At 46.7% G+C, this 20,238-nt stretch carries 22 protein-coding genes; 9 read left to right on the forward strand and 13 right to left on the reverse strand.

The window, feature by feature from the left end:
* The first annotated feature begins 7 nt into the window (after positions 1-7).
* On the forward strand, positions 8-166 hold the full coding sequence (locus MTBPR1_RS18090; protein ID WP_165602623.1) for a hypothetical protein: 159 nt from the start codon (positions 8-10) through the stop codon (positions 164-166).
* A 104-nt stretch (positions 167-270) separates the two neighbouring features.
* The gene (locus MTBPR1_RS05975) at positions 271-1,062 is read left to right on the forward strand and encodes a substrate-binding periplasmic protein (RefSeq protein WP_083222922.1); all 792 of its coding nucleotides are present in this window, start codon (positions 271-273) and stop codon (positions 1,060-1,062) included.
* A gap of 76 nt (positions 1,063-1,138) precedes the next feature.
* Here MTBPR1_RS05975 and MTBPR1_RS05980 read toward each other — a convergent pair whose 3' ends face one another.
* The 6 genes from MTBPR1_RS05980 to MTBPR1_RS06005 form a co-directional block, all read right to left on the reverse strand.
* The gene (locus MTBPR1_RS05980; protein ID WP_069186662.1) at positions 1,139-1,927 is read right to left on the reverse strand and encodes a substrate-binding periplasmic protein; all 789 of its coding nucleotides are present in this window, start codon (positions 1,925-1,927) and stop codon (positions 1,139-1,141) included.
* A gap of 99 nt (positions 1,928-2,026) precedes the next feature.
* Positions 2,027-2,776, reverse strand: coding sequence for a substrate-binding periplasmic protein (locus tag MTBPR1_RS05985; protein WP_069186663.1), 750 nt, complete (start codon positions 2,774-2,776; stop codon positions 2,027-2,029).
* 82 nt (positions 2,777-2,858) lie between these two features.
* Positions 2,859-4,058, reverse strand: a complete 1,200-nt coding sequence (locus MTBPR1_RS05990; protein WP_069186664.1) for an NADH:flavin oxidoreductase/NADH oxidase family protein — start codon at positions 4,056-4,058, stop codon at positions 2,859-2,861.
* A 15-nt stretch (positions 4,059-4,073) separates the two neighbouring features.
* Positions 4,074-5,678 carry a cation:proton antiporter family protein gene (locus MTBPR1_RS05995; RefSeq protein WP_069186665.1) on the reverse strand — a complete coding sequence of 535 codons (1,605 nt, stop codon included), beginning with the start codon at positions 5,676-5,678 and terminating at the stop codon, positions 4,074-4,076.
* Between the two features lie 78 nt (positions 5,679-5,756).
* Positions 5,757-6,554: an SDR family NAD(P)-dependent oxidoreductase gene (locus tag MTBPR1_RS06000; protein ID WP_069186666.1), complete on the reverse strand. Its 798-nt coding sequence runs from the start codon at positions 6,552-6,554 to the stop codon at positions 5,757-5,759.
* Positions 6,555-6,581: 27 nt separating this feature from the next.
* Positions 6,582-7,457, reverse strand: a complete 876-nt coding sequence (locus MTBPR1_RS06005; RefSeq protein WP_069186667.1) for a radical SAM protein — start codon at positions 7,455-7,457, stop codon at positions 6,582-6,584.
* 107 nt (positions 7,458-7,564) lie between these two features.
* Between MTBPR1_RS06005 and MTBPR1_RS06010 the strand changes: the two genes are divergently transcribed.
* Positions 7,565-8,476 (forward strand): LysR family transcriptional regulator, encoded by a 912-nt coding sequence (locus tag MTBPR1_RS06010; RefSeq protein ID WP_069186668.1) that lies wholly within the window; start codon positions 7,565-7,567, stop codon positions 8,474-8,476.
* On the opposite strand, the gene MTBPR1_RS06015 is transcribed toward MTBPR1_RS06010, so the two are convergent.
* Both MTBPR1_RS06015 and MTBPR1_RS06020 read right to left on the reverse strand, forming a co-directional pair.
* Complete coding sequence (locus MTBPR1_RS06015) at positions 8,473-9,147, reverse strand: haloacid dehalogenase type II (RefSeq protein ID WP_069186669.1); 675 nt, start codon at positions 9,145-9,147, stop codon at positions 8,473-8,475. The two genes, MTBPR1_RS06010 and MTBPR1_RS06015, sit on opposite strands and share 4 nt — an antisense overlap.
* A gap of 11 nt (positions 9,148-9,158) precedes the next feature.
* Positions 9,159-10,199, reverse strand: a complete 1,041-nt coding sequence (locus tag MTBPR1_RS06020; RefSeq protein ID WP_069186670.1) for an alcohol dehydrogenase family protein — start codon at positions 10,197-10,199, stop codon at positions 9,159-9,161.
* 126 nt (positions 10,200-10,325) lie between these two features.
* On the opposite strand from MTBPR1_RS06020, the gene MTBPR1_RS06025 reads away from it, so the two are divergent.
* From MTBPR1_RS06025 to MTBPR1_RS06035, 3 genes are read left to right on the forward strand one after another with little or no spacing between them, the layout of a single operon-like run.
* Positions 10,326-10,913, forward strand: coding sequence for a class I SAM-dependent methyltransferase (locus MTBPR1_RS06025; protein WP_069186671.1), 588 nt, complete (start codon positions 10,326-10,328; stop codon positions 10,911-10,913).
* Between the two features lie 24 nt (positions 10,914-10,937).
* Complete coding sequence (locus tag MTBPR1_RS06030) at positions 10,938-11,585, forward strand: DUF1007 family protein (RefSeq protein WP_069186672.1); 648 nt, start codon at positions 10,938-10,940, stop codon at positions 11,583-11,585.
* The gene (locus MTBPR1_RS06035) at positions 11,576-12,523 is read left to right on the forward strand and encodes a nickel/cobalt transporter (RefSeq protein WP_069186673.1); all 948 of its coding nucleotides are present in this window, start codon (positions 11,576-11,578) and stop codon (positions 12,521-12,523) included. The genes MTBPR1_RS06030 and MTBPR1_RS06035 overlap by 10 nt, the downstream gene beginning before the upstream one ends.
* Here the strand turns inward: MTBPR1_RS06035 and MTBPR1_RS06040 are convergent.
* Genes MTBPR1_RS06040 through MTBPR1_RS06050 form a run of 3 tightly spaced genes read right to left on the reverse strand, consistent with a single transcriptional unit; the run spans position 12,520 to position 14,538 of the window.
* Positions 12,520-12,924: a Fur family transcriptional regulator gene (locus MTBPR1_RS06040; protein WP_069186674.1), complete on the reverse strand. Its 405-nt coding sequence runs from the start codon at positions 12,922-12,924 to the stop codon at positions 12,520-12,522. The two genes, MTBPR1_RS06035 and MTBPR1_RS06040, sit on opposite strands and share 4 nt — an antisense overlap.
* Entirely contained in the window at positions 12,921-13,790 is an 870-nt protein-coding gene (locus MTBPR1_RS06045; protein WP_338031275.1) for a metal ABC transporter permease, read from the reverse strand. Before MTBPR1_RS06045 ends, MTBPR1_RS06040 begins: the two co-directional genes overlap by 4 nt.
* The gene (locus tag MTBPR1_RS06050) at positions 13,708-14,538 is read right to left on the reverse strand and encodes an ATP-binding cassette domain-containing protein (protein WP_069186675.1); all 831 of its coding nucleotides are present in this window, start codon (positions 14,536-14,538) and stop codon (positions 13,708-13,710) included. The genes MTBPR1_RS06045 and MTBPR1_RS06050 overlap by 83 nt, the downstream gene beginning before the upstream one ends.
* 104 nt (positions 14,539-14,642) lie before the next feature.
* Between MTBPR1_RS06050 and MTBPR1_RS06055 the strand changes: the two genes are divergently transcribed.
* A complete protein-coding gene (locus MTBPR1_RS06055; RefSeq protein ID WP_069186676.1) occupies positions 14,643-15,521 on the forward strand; it encodes a zinc ABC transporter substrate-binding protein in 879 nt (292 codons plus the stop codon).
* Here MTBPR1_RS06055 and MTBPR1_RS06060 read toward each other — a convergent pair whose 3' ends face one another.
* On the reverse strand, positions 15,522-16,343 hold the full coding sequence (locus tag MTBPR1_RS06060; protein ID WP_205631214.1) for a formate/nitrite transporter family protein: 822 nt from the start codon (positions 16,341-16,343) through the stop codon (positions 15,522-15,524). It abuts the gene before it with no gap.
* 107 nt (positions 16,344-16,450) lie between these two features.
* Between MTBPR1_RS06060 and MTBPR1_RS06065 the strand changes: the two genes are divergently transcribed.
* Positions 16,451-17,848 (forward strand): tetratricopeptide repeat protein, encoded by a 1,398-nt coding sequence (locus tag MTBPR1_RS06065; protein WP_069186698.1) that lies wholly within the window; start codon positions 16,451-16,453, stop codon positions 17,846-17,848.
* Here the strand turns inward: MTBPR1_RS06065 and MTBPR1_RS06070 are convergent.
* Positions 17,805-18,266, reverse strand: coding sequence for a GIY-YIG nuclease family protein (locus tag MTBPR1_RS06070; RefSeq protein ID WP_069186677.1), 462 nt, complete (start codon positions 18,264-18,266; stop codon positions 17,805-17,807). The genes MTBPR1_RS06065 and MTBPR1_RS06070 overlap by 44 nt on opposite strands.
* 67 nt (positions 18,267-18,333) lie before the next feature.
* Between MTBPR1_RS06070 and MTBPR1_RS06075 the strand changes: the two genes are divergently transcribed.
* Entirely contained in the window at positions 18,334-20,199 is a 1,866-nt protein-coding gene (locus tag MTBPR1_RS06075) for a cyclic nucleotide-binding domain-containing protein (protein WP_069186678.1), read from the forward strand.
* The last annotated feature ends 39 nt before the right edge of the window (positions 20,200-20,238 follow it).

Consider the following 20,238-nt stretch of genomic DNA (forward strand, 5'->3'; position numbering starts at 1 on the left):
TTGTTCCATGACAATAGATAATAATCTCCCTGAAGGTGTGGGCCCTCATGAAGAAAAAGAACTTGATCTCATGTTAAGCGGAGATAAACCACTCGCCATGTTCTCAGATACTATCCCCTCTTCTATGGAATTACCTGAGGTAAAATTTCAGCCATATCGTAGTTAAGCAGTTTAAGAACGATCGCTTTGATACTCGCTGTACTAACAAACGCATTTCGATTATTATTTTTAAACCCTACCCTTCCAAGAACAAACTGCAATAGAGATACAATGCTCTTCAGACTCATCACAATGTGCTTTTTTTGGACAGTTCTTACATTCTGTCATAACGCCATTGCTGATGAGAAAACGGTTCAGGTGGGCGTGTTGCATTACCCACCTTATATCATTGTAAAAGATGATGGCATCATTACCGGTTTAAACCCTGAAATCATTCGAACGGTCTTCACTCACGCCGGTTTTAAGGTAAAATTTAAGGTCTTGCCTTTTGCACGTTCTATTAAGCTCACTGAAACGGGTAAGATTGATGCTGTAGGAGCATTGGATGATCATTCACCCGTGGAAATCAGCCTTTCCCGCTTACCTATAGCCAATCAGATTGGTGGTTTTTTCGTTCGAAGTGATAACAATTGGCAGTATTCAGGCATCCCCTCTCTAGACAAGCAAAAAGTGCTCTATGTCCGTGGATACGATTACACTGCACTTGACCCGGATTACCAAAACTATGTTGAGACTTCACCCAATGTCTCTCGTTGGAACCCAATCAACAATCACATAGAAACCGTTATTCGTTTATTAAAAAATGGTCGAGTTGATGTGACCTTAGAAGATGTAACTGTCATGAAATACATGTTATCTGAAACTAAACAAACGGATGTCCTAAAAGAAGCGGGGAGACTAAAAGGAACCATTGGTCTACACATTGGTTTTGCTAAAAATAAAAGAGGGAATAAACTTTTAGAAGCGTTCAACCAGTCTCACTCAGAGCTTATGGCCTCAGGCAAAATCAATCCTGTTTTTAAGAAGTTTAACATTCCTCAGATTGCCCCCGCCAAACAATAATCTTTCACTGCACTGTGACGCCTGTGCTCGGCAATGGCCTTGGGCCCAATAGAAAAGGCACCACCCTTTTTGCCCCTCATTCCCACCACGGGGTTAAATTATATGTCCCAAGGACTTTGGCGAACTCACCCGTTTTCATGGATGCCGTGATCCCATCATTAATGATCTTTAAAAGCTTTTTATGCTCTGGATGACTTGGGGAGACCGCCACATAAAGAGGGGCCAAACCACTGACGGGGGGAGAGCTCTTTACCTCCAATGTTGAGCTTAACTTCTTTGCATTCCATAGCGTTACAAACTCATCACCAATGAAAGCTTCTATACGCTGGCGCATTAATTGGGTGAGATGCTGTTTAACAATTTCATGACCTGAAAATACCGCAACATTTTCTGCCTTTTTCAAATAATCCATCAGCTCAGGATTATTATAATCAGCCCCTTCAATGGTCCCGATTTTTGAAATTTGACTTAAGGAGGAAACGCCCTTGAAGCTCCACGGATTACTTTTCAGGCTAAAAACCCGCTCAACCGCCATACCGCTGGGCATTTCAACAAACAGCATGGTGGGTAATTCTTGTTTATAAGCAGACCCGACGATATCGACTTTGCCATCACGTGCCATCTTTACAATCGTCGCCCAAGGGGCCTTCACATAATTTATTGAATAGCCCGCATCAACCAAGGACTTCTCAATGATTTCAGTAGTATAGCCTAATCTGTTTGAATCTACTTGAGGCACACATACGTGGGGGCACCATGAGTTTAGGGCAATCGTTACATTTTGTGCTTTCACAGGTACCATCCCTGCAACAAGACAAAACATCACGAAAAACAAACCTATGGGCAAGGTCTTTCCAGCACGCATTAAATGCTCCCTTATTATACTCATCTCATACTATAAGGGTTTTACAGCCAAGCTAAAATAAATCTTTGTTAAGTTATAAGGTCTGCAAAAAACAGCCCTTTAATTTGGAAGCTCTTGATATTTATCAGCGATACGTTGGATCGTACCATCTTCGCGCATTTTCTGAAGTTCTTTGCGCATTAGGTCAATCTTATCTGGCGTTAAGACGGCCGATTTAAAGGAGGTTTGTAGATAAGCTTCATTTTCGCATAAGATAAACAAATTACTGATCACTTGTTCATTCTCACCAAAATCACTCAAGTAAGCCTTTAGCCCTTTTGAAGGAATGGCGGCACCTTCAATTCGATCATGCTTTAATTGCTTTAAAAGATTACCATAATCATTTGCCGGAAACATTTTGGCTGTAGCGTTATATTTATCCGTGAAACATTTATGGGCGACATCTTCTTCGCCGCGGATATAGCCAACTCTTTTAACCCGCCGAGCTTTTTCTTCATCAAAGCGCACGCCACTTTTGCCCACAAGGTAATAATTATACGGCATGACCAAACCAACAAACTCGACAAAACGCGCCATTTCTGCCCGCTTAAAGATCACCGTCATATCAATTTCACCCGTCTTCAACCCCTGCTTAATCGTCGGGATTGATAAGATCTGATAATTGAATTTAAGACCTGTTCTTTGTGAGAGGGTATTAAAGAAATCTATATGCTGACCAACAAACTGGCGTTCTTTTGAAACACTGCCCCATGGCTTCAAATTAATCACCCCCACATTGAGAGGCTCTGCCATTGCAATAGCAGACCAAAAGAAACAACAGAGAAAGAAAATATAGCTATAAAATTTCATATTCACGAGCCATGTATCTTTAATTAAGAGAAAATAAGGATAGCATTTTCTGCCTGATTTTCAAAACCAAGAATGCCTACATTCAGATAGTATTTTCACTAAAATATTTTTGCCAGACCTCTATGCGCTTTTGATCTCGCGCCTCATAATCCTGTATCACTTTTTCTAAGCTTCCCGTATCCGGCATTTCAATCTCATTACTGATATTCGTCATCCCCATGGTATACCATGCGGTAACCCCTCCCTCAGGGGCATTTTTAAATCGAGGAAAGTTTGGCTCAAGCCTCTCGTTTTTTTGCCAAAGGTTGGGCAAGGATGGTTCTAAAACAAGCGCACGGGCCAAACCGACCATATCTACAACCCCACATGCAATTGCCTCTTCTGCCTGCGCCCGTGTTTTAAACCCACCCGTTAGCATTAAAGGCTTTGTCGTCAGCCCACGGGCACGTTTGGCAAACTCGATAAAATATGGCCCCTTGCCTGCCCCGTCTGAAGCCGCCTTTGCACCGGGAAAATATGTCCCGCCACTGATATCAATTAAATCAACGGAAGTCTCCTCCAGCGCACCAACCACGTCAAGGGCCTCTTCCTCGCTTAAGCCCCCCTCAAGCTGGTCAGAAGAATTAAGCTTTAGCGCAATGGGAAAAGTATCCCCCACAGCAGTCCGTACAGCTTCAATCACCTCAAGCAACAAACGCATTCGATTTGAAATTTCACCACCATAGTCGTCCGTTCGCTTGTTAAACAGCGGCGATAAAAACTGGCTGAGCAAGAACCCATGGGCGCCATGGACCTGCACACCGCCAAAGCCCACCTGTTTGGCAAGCAAGGCCGTTTTTGCGAATTGGCTGGGCAACGATTTAATCTCATCTCTTGTCAGCTCTTCACAGCTCAAGCCCGGCAAATCCAATGCGCTTGGCCCTTTAGGTGAGCTTGTTGGTGCATAAGAAAGGGCACCTGCATGACCGAGTTGCAACCACAGTTTAGCGCCATTTTCACAACCATATTTTGCGAGTTTGCGAAAAAGCTCGAGCTCAGAATTTTCATTCAGCACCAAATTACCGGGCTTTTCTGCAAAACCTGAAAGGCACTGCACCTCACCAATAATTGAGACAGCCAGCCCACCCTGCGCCCAGCGTTGGTAAAGCCTATTTTGCGGCGCTGTTGGATGGCCTGTACCGTCGCCTAAAGAATCGGACATGGCAGATTTGGCAATCCTGTTTTTAAGGACCTCTCCACAGGGCAATGTTAAAGGCTCAAAGAGAACATCAGATTTTGGCATTTTTATTCCTGTTCATTAATCAGGGCGAAAGAGGCTTTGCATTTTACTGGCTGCACCACTACCCGCTTCTGCATAGATGTTATAGGTCTCATTCACACCCGCGGCTTCAAGCTCGCTATATTCATCTTCATATTTTGTAATCGCCACAATGGGGCCTTGATAGTTTTTTGCCCGCAACTGTTTTGCCGCCATGATATTGGATGAACTGTTAGGCATGGCGAGCAAGATCAGCTCAACACACGGATGCCCATGATCAATGCGCGACCAAAATTCGGGGTTGGTTGCATCGCCATAGATAATCGAGCGCCCTGTTTTTGTAAGACGTTCAACCTCTATAGGGTCCTGATCAATCCCTAAAATATTATCCGCGCTCGTTTCCTTCATTTCATCATAAGCGGCGCGGCCCACACGCCCCATGCCAAAAATCAAGATTGAGTTTTGCGCAATATTGATATTCTCATCCCCTTTAAGACGGGACTTTGTTTCAAAGCTCTTCAAGATATGGCGATAACGGGTATAGAACTTATCAGCAAGATAACTAAAGGGTGATGCAATCACGAAGGAGGCGGAAAGGGCAAGGGCGACCACGGTGAGCCATTGGCTTTCTAACATGCCCGAAGAAATGGCAATGGCGGTCACAATCAGGCCGAACTCGCTATAGTTTGCAAGCGACAATGTCGCAAGTGTGCTGCCACGTGCGCGCAGGCGAAACCGGGTAAAGAGAAGATAAAAAAGAAAAACCTTAAGCGGAATAAGCAGCAATAAAAGGGCAGCTGCGCCAAAGGTCTCAAATGTGGGGAGGCCTGTTAGGCCAATGGTTAAGAAGAAACAGACCAAAAACACATCTTTAAAGCCCAAAAGCGTATGGGCAAGCTCGTTACTTTTCTTACTTGTGCCAAGCAAAATACCGATGACCAAGGCCCCAAGGTCACCTTTCATCCCCACCAGTTCAAAAACAGCCGCCCCGCCCAAGGCCATAGAAAAGCCGAAAATCGTCAACAGCTCTTTATGCCCGCTGAGCTCCAATGCTTTTGCAAGAATATGACGCCCCGGTATGAGCAAAAACAGGCTCAACGCCCAAATGGAAGGCACTTTGCCCGTTGAAAGAGCCAAAAAAGTCACCGCAGCAATATCCTGCATAACCAACACGCCAATGGCGATTTGCCCATAGCGTGAAGATAGCGCGCCGCGGTCTTCCAGTGTTTTTACCGCAAAAACGGTACTTGAAAAAGATAAGGCAAAGGCAAGGATCGCTGTGGTCGCCAGATCAATTCCGGAAAAGATTGAAATCCCGACCCCGCCCAAGCCTAAAATAAAGACAATCCCAACAAGGACTGAAATCCCCATATGGCTGAGCGTGGTGGCCCAAATTTCTGGTTTGAGTAAGCTTTTTAAATCCAGTTTCAACCCGATTGTAAATAACAAGAGGGTCACACCCAGATCCGCAATTTCGGTTAGAAAGCTGTCTTGCTGCACCCCAAGCAAATGCAACATAAACCCCGCCAGCAAGAACCCCACCATAGGCGGGAGTTTAAATTGCTGGAACATCAGGCCAAAGATAAAGGCAATGGCAATCCATGCCGGGTCTTGATAATCAATTGCACTAAGTAAGCTATCCATATGGCCTATTTGTCTTTCTTGGTTTTATATCTCTCCTAAAAACATAACAGATTTTTTTAAAATTCACCGCCTAATTTCTTAAGCGATAAGTTTCTCAATCAGTTCCACCACCTCATTGGTTTTTTGCACATTTAGTGCATCGGGGTGTGGGGGGCCAAAGCGTTTGGCGTCATTATCAAAATACTGACCTGAGGCGTTGATAAACTCATCACTTAAAGCTGCGCGCACAAGAATATCTGCCCCAATGGACAAATCACTTCCGGCGACCCCAAAACCCTCTTTCACCATTTTACTGGCAAGCAAAGAGCCCGGATTTACCGCAACAATCATGGGGCCTGTTTCTTCATGTTCCAAGCCCAATTGGCGCGACCACATGGTAATAGCCAATTTACTTTGCGCATAAGCTGCCATGTCATCCAGAGATTTCTCAGCGCGAAACGCACTTAAGTCAACAGGAGCTTGAGCAGCAGAAGACAGGTTCACCACACGCGATGTCGCCCCCAAGGTCGCCATCAATTTTTGCATCAATAAATAAGGTGCCAGCGTATTGACCACAAAGCGCACATCGAGCCCGCTTTTTGTTTTCACATTACTGGTTTTTAAAATGCCTGCATTATTGATCAACACATCCAGATGGGAATGTTTATCCAGCACCTCTTTAGCAAAACGTCTCACCTCATCAAGCTCAGACAGGTCAGCCACATAACTTTCCAGCTCAGCCCCCTCAAAACTCTCTGTCAGCATCTTTTCTACATCTGCTAACTTGGCGGGGTTGCGCCCATGGAGCAAAACACGATGGCCTTGGCCCAGTAACATTTTTGCGGTTTCCAGACCAATACCGTCCGTTGCGCCGGTTAATAGAATTGTTTTTTGCATTATTTTCTCCTGATCAGGCAAACCATGTTACCAAGCAAAGGTGCGATGTACATCTTCATGTACAATCGGGTTAGATACAATCTCATTATTAATATTTGTAAGGAACTCCTTGCGCAAAGGCTGAAACATCCCTTTTTGCGGCACAATATTATTGCCGTGATCGCCCCAATAATAGGTTTCAAAATCACCAAGGTTTTCTAAAAGATATTTCTCTTCCTGCAAAATTTGCGCAGGGGTAGGCAAAATAAATTCACCGGAAAGCACCTCTTGTTCCAGCTCGCTTTCCGGCTGAACCGCCAGCGCCATCGGCGCAATTTGTTCAGGCTCTAATTCATTAAGCAAGCTCGTTGTTGCTTCAATATGTTCTTTAGAACGCTCTCGCCCGCCTAGGCCAAAGATAAAGGACAAAAGCACATCAATGCCTGCAGCTTTTGCCTTTTTCATCCCTTCAAGGGCCTGCTTGGGGCTCATGCGTTTTTTGATATTTTCAAGCACAACCGGATCACCGGATTCAAGCCCCGCATAAAGCAGTGTCACACCGGCTTGTCGCAACTCAATCAAGTCTTCAACGGTTTTTCGGCGCAAATCATTGAGCTCACTATAAAGCGAGATATTTTGTACTTCGGGGAAAACCTCTTTGATTTTTCGCACCACTTTTAACAAGAACTCTGTCTTAAGCACCATGACATTACCATCAACCAAAAAGATGGAGTCCACATGGCGATAAAATTTGCGCGCCATTTCGATATCCTTATAGATCTCTTCGATTTTGCGCTTTTTAAATGTCTTATCCTTGAACATGGTGCAAAAGGTGCAATTGTTGTTTGAACAACCTAATGTCACCTGTATCAACAAACTCTCGGCTTCAGGCCAAGGGCGATATATCTTTCCTTCATATCTCATACGCCAATCCTTAATGGGTTATTTCAATTGGCTTCACTATATTCTTCTCATTTACGATATAAATGCCGTATAATTAAATTTATAATTCGCAAAATGGATATAATGTAATGGATACAGCCAGCCTTCGCCTTTTTGTTCTTTGTGCTGAAAAACTCAATATCAGTGCGGCTGGTCGCTCACTTGGCATGGCGCCTGCGGTTGCCAGTGCGCGACTAAGCAAGCTTGAACATAGCCTCGGGGCAGACTTGCTTCACCGTTCCACCCGCAAAGTTTCCCTTTCCTTGGAAGGCGCTGATTTCCTGCCCTATGCCAAAGAAATGATCGCTCAAGAAGAAGCAGGACGTGCCGCGCTGGGCCAAGGTAATGCCATGGTGAGCGGCACATTGCGCTTTACTGCGCCAAGTTCTTTTGCCCAGACCTATATCGCCCCGATCCTGCCTGAATTTCTCGAGCTCCATCCAGAAGTCAATCTTGAGCTTCAGCTTTCAGATTCACAATTTGATTTAATCGAAGGCAGCTTTGATCTGGCTTTGCGCAATTCTGCTATTAAGGATTCAAGCTTAATTGGGCGCAAACTCAGTAATGATCGCCGTATACTTTGCGCCGCACCCAGCTATCTTGAAAAATACGGCATTCCCCAACATCCCGATGAGCTTGAAAACCATCAACTGATCGGGTTTAAAAACTTTGTCACCCGTCTCTTGATTGGTCCGGAAGAAACCAACGGGCAGTTCTCCCCACAAAAAGCCAAACGCCGTTTAATCATTGATAATGGCATGTGCCAAAAGGCCGCCACCCTTGCTGGCGCAGGTATATCACTAAACTCCACATGGATTATTCATCAAGAAATCAAACAGGGCAAACTCATACAGGTCTTACCCCACTATGAAGTTGATGACCAATCAGCCCTGTGGCTGCTTTATCCAAAATCTAATGTCTTAACGGCAAAGGTAAGGGTTTTCATTGATTTCCTTATTGAGAAAATCGCGAAAAACACCCCATGGGAGCAGGTCGATTAAGCATCATCAGTAATGATTTCATCAACCACGTCATTCATATTGCTTGCATAAACATCAGGACGTTTAAATAACGGATGATAGGGCGCGCCTGAGCGATCAATATAAGCCGCTTTCATGCCAGCAACCATCGCCCCATGTGTATCCCAGTCATGGGTAGCAACAAGGCGCAGATCAGCGATGTCGCGCTGCACCTTATCTGCTACAAACTGATAGACTTTGCCATCGGGCTTAAAGCTTCCGGTTTCCTCAACAGAAATCACCTCATCAAAATGCGCACTTAGGCCCGCATTTTTGATCTGGTTACTCACCAGTTCCAAGGAAGAGTTAGAGAATGCCACCGTGCGATATCCTGCACTGCGCAATTTTTCAAGGGCGGGAATAATATCACCATGGGGCTTTAAGCTGGCAAAACCACTGAGCATTTTTGTGCGCTGCTCATCTGAAATCTCCATTCCGCGACGCGCCGCAACCGCATCCAGCATAGCACCTGCTAAACTGGCAAATCCGGTTTTCACATCGGTTAAGGCACAGACGGTTGAATTATGCAGTAACATGGCAAACCATGTGGAAATAACGCCAGGGTCTTTAAAGGTCTCTTCAAAAGCAGGTTTTAAACCCGAAAGGTCCAAAACAGTTTCATTGATATCAAATAGGATTGTGTCGCGCGCCATTTATTTTACCTTCACACTGTCAAAACGATCTTGCCGATATATTGTTTTTCCTGAAAAGCCACTTGGGCCTCATTGATCTCATTTAAAGGATAGGTCTTGCCCACCAAAGGCTTGATCTTGCCCGCTTCAATTAAAGAACAGAGATTACCAAAGACTTCAGGCTCAATCACCGTACAGCCAAAAAAGCTTAAGTCCTTAAGATAAAGCGTGCGTACATCCAGCTCGACCATGGCCCCACCAATGGCACCGGAAACTGCATATCGCCCCTTTGGTCGCAAGACTTCCAATAAATCTGGCCAGCTCGGCCCTGCCACCAGATCGATGACCACATCAATTGAATTGCGCTCAATCTGATCAAGCAGGCCAAGGCTGCGATCAAGAGTTTGGTCCGCCCCGATCTCAAGCAAGCCTTCTGCCTTTGATAGGCTGGTCAGCGCAATTACATGCGCCCCACGTGCCTTTGCCAACTGAATAGCGGCTGAGCCTACCCCGCCAGAGGCCCCGGTTACAAGTACGCGATCACCCGCGCCTACATTGCTGCGTGTCAGCATATTTTCAGCGGTAGAATATGAACAAGGAAAAGACGCCAGTTCTATACTGGTTAAATCCGTTTTTACGCCATAGGCATATTTTGATGACACAACACAATATTGCGCAAAACCGCCATCACATTCAGAACCGAAATACCACGGCTGGTCCAGCGGTTCACCCTTGGCTTCATGCAAGCACGGCTCAATCATCACACGCTGACCTAAGCGGTCTTGAGACACACCTTCACCTAGCCCCACGATCACCCCACAGACATCCGCACCTTGAATGCGCGGGAAAACGAATGGATTGCCCCCCCATGAGGCATCATCATCGCCGCCTTTGGAATACCAGCCCACACGTGTGTTGATATCGGTGTTATTGACCCCTGCGGCCTCCACCTTGATCAGCACTTCATTTTTACCCGGGGTGGGTACGGGAACATCCGTTTTATATTCCAGTTTTTCAGGACCGCCATGTCCGGTTAAAACAACAGCTGACATGGTTGAAGGGAGGTGACTCATCACAGATACTTTCCTTTTGTTTCTTTATGCTTATCAGAGTTAAGGCATAACTAAAAACAAAACAGCCCTTTCGCCCCTTAAAAAAACTTCTATATTTGCTTTAAATGATATGGAAAGGACATTGCCATGTGGGATGAAAGATACAACAGCGACGACTATATGTATGGCACCCAGCCAAATGACTTTTTAGTACAAATGGCAGACCAGCTGCCCAAAGGAAAAGTCCTGTGCTTAGCCGATGGCGAGGGGCGCAACGGGGTTTGGTTGGCAAGCCAAGGCCATAGCGTCACCGCTGTGGATGCCTCCTCAGTTGGCTTGGAAAAAGCCCAAAAACTTGCAAAGCAACAAGGCGTTAGCCTCACCACCGAACATGCTGATCTTGCCCAATATGATATAAAAGAAGGTGAGTGGGACGCGATCATTTCCATCTTTTGCCATCTGCCCAAACCATTGCAGGAAAAAACCCATAAAGCCTGCGTTAAGGGCTTAAAAAAAGGCGGCGTCTTTTTACTTGAAGGCTACACACCTGCCCAGCTCGCGTTTAAAACGGGTGGCCCGCCTGTGGTTGAGCTGATGATGGAGGCAACGTCCCTGAAAAAGCAGCTTGAAGGGCTCACCTTTAATCATATAAAAGAATGCGAACGTGACATTATTGAAGGCGAGCTGCATCATGGTAAAGGTGCGGTTGTACAAGTTCTCGCAACCAAACCCTGATCACTGATATTTATGAGGCCAGCGTTGAAATTCATCCTAACCAGCTTGTTGTTCTGCACCTTATTTTTAAGCAATGTGCAAAAGCTCCATGCCCATCCCCATACATGGATTGATCTGGAAACAGCATTGATCTTTGACCCAGACGGTAAAGTCAGCGGGCTTTGGGTTGGCTGGTTATTTGATGATTTTTATTCTGCCTTCACATTGGAAGAAATGACACCCGATGCCAAGGGAAACTATGATCAAAAAGCCCTGAACGATCTTGCTCAGCAGAATTTGAAAAACCTGTCGGAATATTCCTATTTCACTTTTATCAATGTCGATGGCAAAAAAGCTGCCTCCCAGCCTGTTACTGACTATAAAACCCATGTTGAGAAAAACCGCCTATGGATGGAATTTACCGTCACTCTTGCCCAACCCATTGATCCTAAAACCCACAAGATTGATTATGCGGTTTATGACCCGACCTATTATGTGGAAATCCTCCATGCCGCAGAAGGGGATCCTATCCAGTTAATTGGGGAAAAATCCATGGGCTGTGGCTATGCCATGAAAAAACCCGAACCGCCCAAAGAATTAAGCCTGATGGCTGCTGACATGGATAAAGATGAAACCGCAGGCGATGGCATTGGTGTGTATTTTTCTGAAACGGTTGAGCTTTCATGCCCATAATTATCGCCCTGTTTGGTTTTTGCCTGCTTTTCCCCGTTGAAGCCCTTGCCAGTGAGGCCGGATATTGGTCAGAACTGGTATTTTATATCCGCACACAACAACAAGCCTTTCACCGTGAGTTGGCCTCAGCCATTCGCGCATTACAAGACGGTGGCCTTCAGGCCATCTGGGCCATGGTGGGGGTAAGCTTCCTTTATGGGGTGTTTCATGCTGCAGGTCCCGGTCATGGCAAGGCCATCATCAGCACCTATCTTTTAAGCCATGAAAGCCTGCTTAAACGCGGCATCTTCCTCTCCTTTGCCTCAGCCTTTGTGCAAGGGTTAAGCGCCATTATCCTTGTTGAAGGCTTAGTTGGCATTATCGGGCTTTCGCGCAGCACAGCCAAAGACGCCGTCCCCATTTTAGAGATGGTCAGCTTTGGTCTGATCGGACTTATTGGGCTTATGCTCATGGTGCGTGCAGGGCGCGCCTTTTTAAAAAAATATAAAACAACAAGCCATCACGACCACCATCATGATCATGAGCACACACATGAGGATGGGCATTGCAACACCTGCGGACATGCCCATGCGCCAAGCGCTGAAATGCTCACCCAAAACACCCGCCTGCGCGATAGCATTGCGATTATTCTCTCCATTGGCATTCGCCCATGCAGCGGCTCCGTGCTTGTCTTGATCTTTGCAGAAATCGTCGGGCTTCGTTGGGGCGGGATTGCCTCAATCTTTGCCATTTCCTTTGGCACGGCCCTTACGGTCAGTGGCCTTGCGATCCTAGCGGTTTATTTTAGAAAAGGTGCCTTAATGCTGGCTGAAAAACAGTCCAGCGCCTTACTGGAACGGCTTTCTCTTGGCGCGGCCTTTGTGGGTGGTTTGTTCATTACCCTGCTTGGCACAAGTCTGTTAATTGAAGCCAGCAACACCAGCCATCCACTCTTTTAATTAGGCTGACAGCCCTCACACAATCCACGTAGTTCCACCGTCGTGCTTTGGGTCTTAAAACCCTCATTGCCAGCCCAATTTTGCAGCTGGCCTGCAATGACAGGATCGTTAAACTCATTTACTGATCCACAGTCATTACAAATGGCAAATGCGCAAAACCCACCATGATGATGGTGATGAGCTTCATCATGGTCATGGGCACAAGCCACAAAGGCATTCATGCTTTCAAGGCGATGTACAAGGTCAAACTCCACCAATTTATCAAGCGCGCGATAAACCTGAAGCGGGGCGCGCAAGCCTTCAGCACGCAAATCATCAAGGATATCATAAGCGCTTTGCGGGGTTTTGTTCTTCACCAGTTGATCAAAGACCAATTGCTGATTTTTTGTGAGCTTCTTCATGAGCTTCTTCCTTGTCGCGCAGGTAATAAACTAAGAATAAAGAGAACAACTGCCATCACCACAATTGATGGGCCTGAGGGCGTGTCATATTGCAATGAGGAAAACAGCCCGCCAATAACAGACATCACCCCGAAAATTGACGCCAGCACAGCCATCACTTCAGGCGTTGTCGCAAAACGCCGCGCTGTGGCTGCGGGAATAATCAACAGCGCTGTAATCAACAAGATACCCACGATTTTAATGGCAATGGCAACCACGCCAGCCATGAGTAACATAAAGATCAACTTGGTTCGCTCTGGCTTTAAGCCTTCAACCTCGGCTAATTCCTCACTGACACTTGCCGCCAACAACCCGCGCCAGATCAGGGCAAGAACGGCTAAAATCGCGATCCCGCCGCCATAGATCATGGCGATATCACCAACACTGACCGATAAAATATCACCAAATAAATAGCCCATTAAGTCAATACGCAGCCAGGCCATAAAGGCAACCAGCACCAGACCGATGGCTAAGGCAGAATGTGACAAGATGCCCAAAAGCGCGTCTGTGGGCAGGCTTTTGCGTTTTTGCAAGGTGATGAGCAATAACGAGACCAATGCTGCAACACCAAACACACCGATCATTAATGATATGTCGAATAGGAAGGAGAGTGCCACACCCAACAAGGCGGAATGGGCCATGGTATCGCCAAAATAGGCCATGCGCCGCCAGACAACAAAACAGCCAAGCGGGCCAACAACTATGGCTAAACCAACCCCGGCAATAAGGGCGCGCATAAAGAAATCATCCAGCATGATCACCGCCTTTTTCAGCACTGTGATCATGGTGACCATCATGATTGTGACAATGATCGGTAATGCTGCCATCTTTATGCATAACGCGCCCATCTACCAGATGGGTATGGTCATGATCATGGCGGTATAGGGCAACCGACTCTGTTGCGCGCGCGCCAAACAGTTCTAGATATTGCGGGTCATTGACCACACGCTCGGGCGTGCCGGTACAACAGACATGACCGTTTAAACAGAGCACGCGGTCTGTTTTTGCCATCACCACATGTAAGTCATGAGAGATGAGCAAAATACCGCATCCAGTTTCTGCACGAAAGGCCTCGATCATATCATAAAGTGCGGCCTCACCTGCATAATCCACCCCTTGCACAGGCTCATCAAGCACAAGTAAATCCGGCTTGGCAATAAAGGCGCGTGCGATTAGGGCGCGCTGTAATTCCCCACCTGATAAAGTCTGCACAGAGGCATCTATATATTCCAGTACCCCGACACTTTTTAAAGTCTCTTCAATCAAATCGTTGGGATATGATTTTGTCAGGCTCATTAAACGGCGCACGGTGAGGGGCATGGTGCCATCTATATGAAATTTTTGCGGGACATAGCCGATGGTTAAATCTTTTTTACGTCTCGCTTGGCCTTCATCTGGCTTTTCCAAACCAATTGCGGTTTTTAAGGTCGTGCTTTTTCCAGACCCGTTTGGCCCGATCAAGGTCACAATCTCACCGGGATAGACTTCCAGATTAATATCACGGATCAACCAACGCTTGGCGCGATAGACACCTGCGCTCTTTAAAGAGATCAATGGTTCTATTTGCTGTGACACGGGAGAGGCATCTCACTTTAAAAATTCAACTTGATAGGCTGTTTAGCATACGTTATATCATAACGCAAATAATGTAATAATATAACATATCGAGACCTCAAGCGATGAAAAAGACCGTGCTCCTTCTATCCAGTTTTGCTTTCTCCATCTCTTCCTTTAGCGCCCATGCGCTTGAGATTGTCACCTCGATCGCGCCTGTGCATTCCTTGGTCTCAAATGTTATGCAAGGGGTGGGAAAGCCCGAGCTGATTATAAAAGGCGCACAATCGCCCCATAGCTATCAACTCAAACCCTCAGATGCGCGCAAGCTGCAAAAAGCCGATGGTGTTTTTTGGGTGGGGCCAGACTTGGAAACTTTTCTGCAAGGCCCGATTAAATCCTTAAGCACAAAAGCGATGGTCGTTTCCCTAGGTGAAGATGACCCTGAAATGCATGAGCCTAATGAGCATCACGCTGATCACCATGGCGATCATGAAGATATGCATATCTGGCTTGACCCTATCCAAACTGTTGCGATGGTCCATGCGATTGAAGGCGCACTCATCAAACTTGATCCAGCCCATAAAAAAACCTATCAGGAAAATGCTGAAAAACTGGAAGAACGACTTGAAAAGCTTAACCACGAGATCAGCGAAAGCCTAAAACCCGTTCACGACAAACCGTTCATTGTCTTTCATGATGCCTATAGCGCTTTTGAAAAACGTTATGACCTTAATATTGCTGGCAGCATCAGCATCTCACCGCAAAGAATTCCCGGTGCCAAGCGCCTCAAAGACATTCGCAAAACCATCACCTCTATTGGCGCAACCTGTGTTTTTGCCGAACCGCAATTTAAACCCAAATTGGTCCATAGCGTGGTTGAAGGCACACAGGCCAAAACAGGGATTTTAGACCCGCTTGGTACGTCTCATAAAAACGGGCCTGATCAATATTTCGACCTCATGCGCGATATGGCATCAGCCCTTACTAAGTGCTTAAAGTAATCACTCACGCCCACGCAAATAAACAAAATAATAACTCAGCGCGACAAACACCCCGCCACCCACAATATTACCGGCGGTGACAAAGAACAGATTGCGCAGCAAACCTGCCACATCAAGGTTACTAATCACCGTCTCACCTGCTTGCATCATAGCAAGGGGGATGAAATACATATTGGCAATGGAATGTTCAAACCCAAGGGCTACAAAAGCGGTGATGGGAAACAAGATTGCCAGTATTTTATCGGTAACGGAATGGGCGGCAAAACACAACCAGATGGCTAAACACACAAGTGCATTGCATAAAATGCCGCGCACAAATAACTCATCTGCACCAAGGCTGACTTTTCCTGCCCCAATCTTAATAGCAGTTTGGGCAACCTCGCCGTCAGCGGCCAGTAAAATAGATGATTGATAGACCAAAAAGGCCATCAAAACCGCCCCGATGAAATTCCCGATATAGACGATAATCCAGTTGCGCAGCAATTGCGCGCTGGTCACTTTTTTATGAGCCCAGCCCATAACGATCAGCACATTACCTGTAAAAAGCTCCGCCCCGCCGACCACAACCAAGATCAGACCAAGGCAGAAAGACAGCCCGCCGATGAGTTTCGTTAGACCAAAACCTAAACTCGAACCCGTCACCACAACGGTGTAAAACATCGCCCCAAAAGAAATAAATGCGCCAGCCAAAATGCCCAACGTCAATAAGGACAAGCCGTTCATCTGCGCTTTGACCAAGGCGACATTTTCAATACGCTGTGCAATATTGGCGGGCGTGTAGGCATCAAATAAAGATGGATGCATTTCTGGATCACGAGACATGACACACTCCCCTTTAAAGACCTATAGTTTCTAAAGTTTAATCCTTTTTTTCTACCCTGTCTTTGTTTAGGATCAGATCAAAATCAATTTTGTGCGGACGTTAAGTGATGAACACCCAAAATGACGAAAAAAGAAAAGAGTTCGACGCGCTCAGCCCGCTTGAGAAATCCCAAGTTCTTTTTCAACAGGCTGTAAAACACCACCGCGAAGACAAGCTTGATGAGGCCCTGCCTTTTTATTCACAAGCCATTGCCTTTAATCCCGATTTTGCCGATGCCTATAATAATATGGCTGTGGCCTTGCGCAAACAAAGCCGTTATGACGCAGCGCTTGCCTGTTATCAAAAATCGCTTTCCATTCGCGATGATCATGCCGGCACTTATTCAAATATGGGCAATGTCCTTAATGATATGGACCGCATTACAGAATCGGTTGCGGCCCATTATAAAGCCATTGAGCATGAGCCCGATAACCTGCTTTATATTTACAACACCGCCCTTGTGTTGCGCGATGCGGGTAAATATGACGATGCCATCACCCTGTTTAACCAAGTGCTGGCAAAAGACCCCGCTTATAAAGATTGTCGATGGGATCGCTCTCTCACCTATCTTATGGCGGGGCGCCTAAAAGAAGGTTTTGCTGAATATGATGCGCGTTGGGAGCTGGAAAAAAGCCCACCGCGTAAATTCAACCAACCGCGTTGGCAAGCCGATCCCCTTGAGGGACGCACGCTTTACATCCACCGTGAACAGGGCTTTGGCGATGCCATCCAGTTTATCCGCTTAATCCCTGAGCTTAAAAAACGCTTTGGCGGCAGCATTATTTTAGAATGCCAACCCGAATTGATTAGATTGTTTGAAGGTTATGACGGGATTGATCAAATTGTGCCCTTTGGTCAAAAGCCACCTGCATTTGATGTCTGGATTCCTTTAATGAGTCTGGCCCATATTCTAGACGTTGATATTGATCATATCCCCGGTGAGGTTCCTCTTCTCAAACCCCCTGCTGATGGGCGTTTTCGGGTACGCCCGGCCCCACAAGGCGGGGCAAACATCGGTCTTGTCTGGGGTGGCAGCCCAACCCATAAAAATGATCGACGACGCTCAGTTGAACTAAAGCACTTCCTCCCTTTAGCGGGTTATAAAGGTGTTACGGTCTTTAGTTTGCAAAAAGGTGAACGCGCAAAAGAGCTTGAAACAACAGGCGCGCATTGCCTGTTTGTGGATGCAGCCAAAGAACTTAAGGATTTTGCAGATACAGCCTCACTTATTCATTCCCTTGATCTCATCATCACCATTGATACATCCGTTGCCCATCTTGCTGGTGCTTTGGGTAAAGAATGCTGGCTGATGCTGCCTTTTACACCAGATTGGCGATGGATGAATGAGCGTGAAGACAGCCCATGGTATCCCCACATGCGTATTTTCAGGCAGAAAAAACCGACCGATTGGGAAGGGACTTTTAAAAGACTTTACCACGCCTTGGATGAAAAACTGGCGCGCTAAGCCCGCAATCTTCCATATTAAAACCTTCCTTTATACGCACAAGATGGGCTGTGCAAGTCTCACAATCTGAGCTGCCAAATTTCACGTAAGGTTGATCACAAAAATCAAGCTTGCACAGATGCGCCACCAGATCACATTCTGATGCCCCTTCAAAAACACTTAACGCTTCCACCCCAAAAGGGATGGTCAAACGGTCCACATGCCAATGGGCTTTTTTATCGCGTTTGGCATGGCGTTTTACGCGTGCACCCATGCCGCCGGGACCATTGGCACTGCCGCAATAGAGGTAGCGCCCTTGTGCAATTTCAGGGTTTTTCAAGCTTTTGATATCCAGCACAATCCTGTCCATCACATGGATCTGTAGGATATAAGACCCTTTGGCAGATGAAATTTCATCCAAATTAAGGTTGCGAGACATGATAAGTATTCCTTAATGTAATTTATATATAGTATATAAGTCATAAGTACTTAGAGGAAGTTTGTTCATGTCCGCCAGTGGCACAATCAAAAAGCTTAAGAACGGGGAGGTCATCTTTAATGAAGGTGACCCAAGCGGTTCTGCTTATGTGATTGTCAAAGGTGCTGTTGAGCTGACCAAAAAAAGCAAGCATGGGCCCGTGCGCCTTGCCAGCTTAAAAGCGGGTGAGCTTTTTGGTGAAATGGGCGTGATTGATGGCAGCCCGCGCAGTGCGACCTCACGCGCTGTGGGTACAACCACGGTCAAAGAAATCCCGCCTGAAGCCCTCATGAAAGGCATTCACAACGATCCCGAGCTTTCTTCCAAAGTCATGGGCAAGCTGGTTGAGCGTTTGCGCACAGCTGATGATATGTTGGCAAAAGCAGGCGTATCACCTGCGGATGGAGCCATGGCCCGCCCCCCGGCAAAGCCTGGGGCAACCGAACCTGCCCAGGCCAAAAAGAAAGGCTTTTTCTCCCGCCTGTTTAACAGCGATAAGGGCCGCGAAGCCACCTATGAAATTCTTGTGGCAAATTTCTTTGATGATGAAGATGGCCGGATCACCACAACATTTTACAATGCGCTAAAAACAGCAGCAGAGAATTATGGCGGCAGCCTGATTAACGTGCGCCGGACCGATTCCGCTTTTGCAGTGGCTGATTTTAGCGATAGTCCCGTTATTTGGGGGCAGATTAAATCTAATGCCCAACGCTGGCTTAAAGAACAAGAAGGCGACCTTCTGGTTTGGGGCCAAGTGCGCGCCCGCGGGGAAACCGCCCATCTGCGCATGGCCCAACTCCACCCCTTTCGCCATGAACGCGCAGGTAACATCAAACCGTGTGATGGTATTGACCTGCCCACAGAGTTGGATGATGAGCTGCTTGGCTATCTTTATGGCGGGGTGATCAGTGGGCTTGTGCCAGCAAATAAAGAACAACATGATTCCTTTGAAGGCATCTTAAGCCCGGCCCTTGAAGCCATGCGCCCCGCCATGCAAAAACGCATGCGCGATCTTGATACGGATGAGCAAGTGCGTTTTGAAATGGGATACGCCAACCTGCTGGCGACCACAGGCACCTATGAGAAAAACGCCACCCGTTTTAAAGAAGCTGAAGAATCCTACCTGAAAGCCCTGCGCTCTATGCGGCGCAGCAAATCCCCCATGTTGGAAGGCATCATTAAGCGCCATCTTGGGTATGCGCAAAGTGCATGGTATGATTTAGGCGGAGAGAAAAACCTGCTCGAAGCAGCTATTGAGTCATTGCGTGAAGCCTGTGATTTTTTCACCCGCTCCAATTTTGCCAATGAATGGGCCGACCTGCAATCTTCCATCGGGCAGTTGCAATTCAAACAAGATTCCCTTGCCGATGACGACAGGCCATTGCGCGAATCTATTACAGCGTTTCAAAATGCGCTACAGGTCTTTAGTGCGTCTGCCACACCACAACGCTGGGGAGAAGCCAAGCATCATCTGGCGCGTGCTTTACAATTGCTGGGCAGCCAAAGTGGTGACCTTGATATGATTGCACGATCCGCTGAGGCGTGCCGCGAAGCCTTGGCTGTGCGCAATAAAAGCCAAACCCCCATGTTATGGGCGGCAACACAAAATAATCTGGGCTCAGCCCTCTTTATGCTCTGTCAAAAAACCCGCAAACCTGAAACAGCCGAAGCCGCGGTTAAGGCCTTTCAAGCTGCGCTTGAAGTTTATGAAGCACGCAAGGCCGTAAAACTTGCCAAAGTCACACAGAAAAACCTGCTGCGCGCCCAAGAAGTCTCCCTTGATCTTGGCCCTGTTGAGCATGATCAAGAAGATGATAGTTTCTCTGATGATGCCTTTGATGACACCGATGAAACGATTGAGAACCCACCCCAAGGTGAAGACGACACGGCTTAGGGCGTAATTTTTCACGTTAAATGCAATTTTCTGTTTCCT

Source organism: Candidatus Terasakiella magnetica (assembly GCF_900093605.1).
Taxonomy (GTDB): Bacteria; Pseudomonadota; Alphaproteobacteria; order Rhodospirillales; family Terasakiellaceae; genus Terasakiella; species Terasakiella magnetica.

Coding starts and splice junctions, on each gene's coding strand:
- MTBPR1_RS18090 (WP_165602623.1), top strand. CDS start 8: ATGACAATAGATAATAATCTCCCTGAAGGTGTGGGCCCTCATGAAGAA.
- MTBPR1_RS05975 (WP_083222922.1), top strand. CDS start 271: ATGCTCTTCAGACTCATCACAATGTGCTTTTTTTGGACAGTTCTTACA.
- MTBPR1_RS05980 (WP_069186662.1), bottom strand. CDS start 1,927: ATGCGTGCTGGAAAGACCTTGCCCATAGGTTTGTTTTTCGTGATGTTT.
- MTBPR1_RS05985 (WP_069186663.1), bottom strand. CDS start 2,776: ATGAAATTTTATAGCTATATTTTCTTTCTCTGTTGTTTCTTTTGGTCT.
- MTBPR1_RS05990 (WP_069186664.1), bottom strand. CDS start 4,058: ATGCCAAAATCTGATGTTCTCTTTGAGCCTTTAACATTGCCCTGTGGA.
- MTBPR1_RS05995 (WP_069186665.1), bottom strand. CDS start 5,678: ATGGATAGCTTACTTAGTGCAATTGATTATCAAGACCCGGCATGGATT.
- MTBPR1_RS06000 (WP_069186666.1), bottom strand. CDS start 6,554: ATGCAAAAAACAATTCTATTAACCGGCGCAACGGACGGTATTGGTCTG.
- MTBPR1_RS06005 (WP_069186667.1), bottom strand. CDS start 7,457: ATGAGATATGAAGGAAAGATATATCGCCCTTGGCCTGAAGCCGAGAGT.
- MTBPR1_RS06010 (WP_069186668.1), top strand. CDS start 7,565: ATGGATACAGCCAGCCTTCGCCTTTTTGTTCTTTGTGCTGAAAAACTC.
- MTBPR1_RS06015 (WP_069186669.1), bottom strand. CDS start 9,147: ATGGCGCGCGACACAATCCTATTTGATATCAATGAAACTGTTTTGGAC.
- MTBPR1_RS06020 (WP_069186670.1), bottom strand. CDS start 10,199: ATGAGTCACCTCCCTTCAACCATGTCAGCTGTTGTTTTAACCGGACAT.
- MTBPR1_RS06025 (WP_069186671.1), top strand. CDS start 10,326: ATGTGGGATGAAAGATACAACAGCGACGACTATATGTATGGCACCCAG.
- MTBPR1_RS06035 (WP_069186673.1), top strand. CDS start 11,576: ATGCCCATAATTATCGCCCTGTTTGGTTTTTGCCTGCTTTTCCCCGTT.
- MTBPR1_RS06040 (WP_069186674.1), bottom strand. CDS start 12,924: ATGAAGAAGCTCACAAAAAATCAGCAATTGGTCTTTGATCAACTGGTG.
- MTBPR1_RS06045 (WP_338031275.1), bottom strand. CDS start 13,790: ATGGCAGCATTACCGATCATTGTCACAATCATGATGGTCACCATGATC.
- MTBPR1_RS06055 (WP_069186676.1), top strand. CDS start 14,643: ATGAAAAAGACCGTGCTCCTTCTATCCAGTTTTGCTTTCTCCATCTCT.
- MTBPR1_RS06060 (WP_205631214.1), bottom strand. CDS start 16,343: ATGTCTCGTGATCCAGAAATGCATCCATCTTTATTTGATGCCTACACG.
- MTBPR1_RS06065 (WP_069186698.1), top strand. CDS start 16,451: ATGAACACCCAAAATGACGAAAAAAGAAAAGAGTTCGACGCGCTCAGC.
- MTBPR1_RS06070 (WP_069186677.1), bottom strand. CDS start 18,266: ATGTCTCGCAACCTTAATTTGGATGAAATTTCATCTGCCAAAGGGTCT.
- MTBPR1_RS06075 (WP_069186678.1), top strand. CDS start 18,334: ATGTCCGCCAGTGGCACAATCAAAAAGCTTAAGAACGGGGAGGTCATC.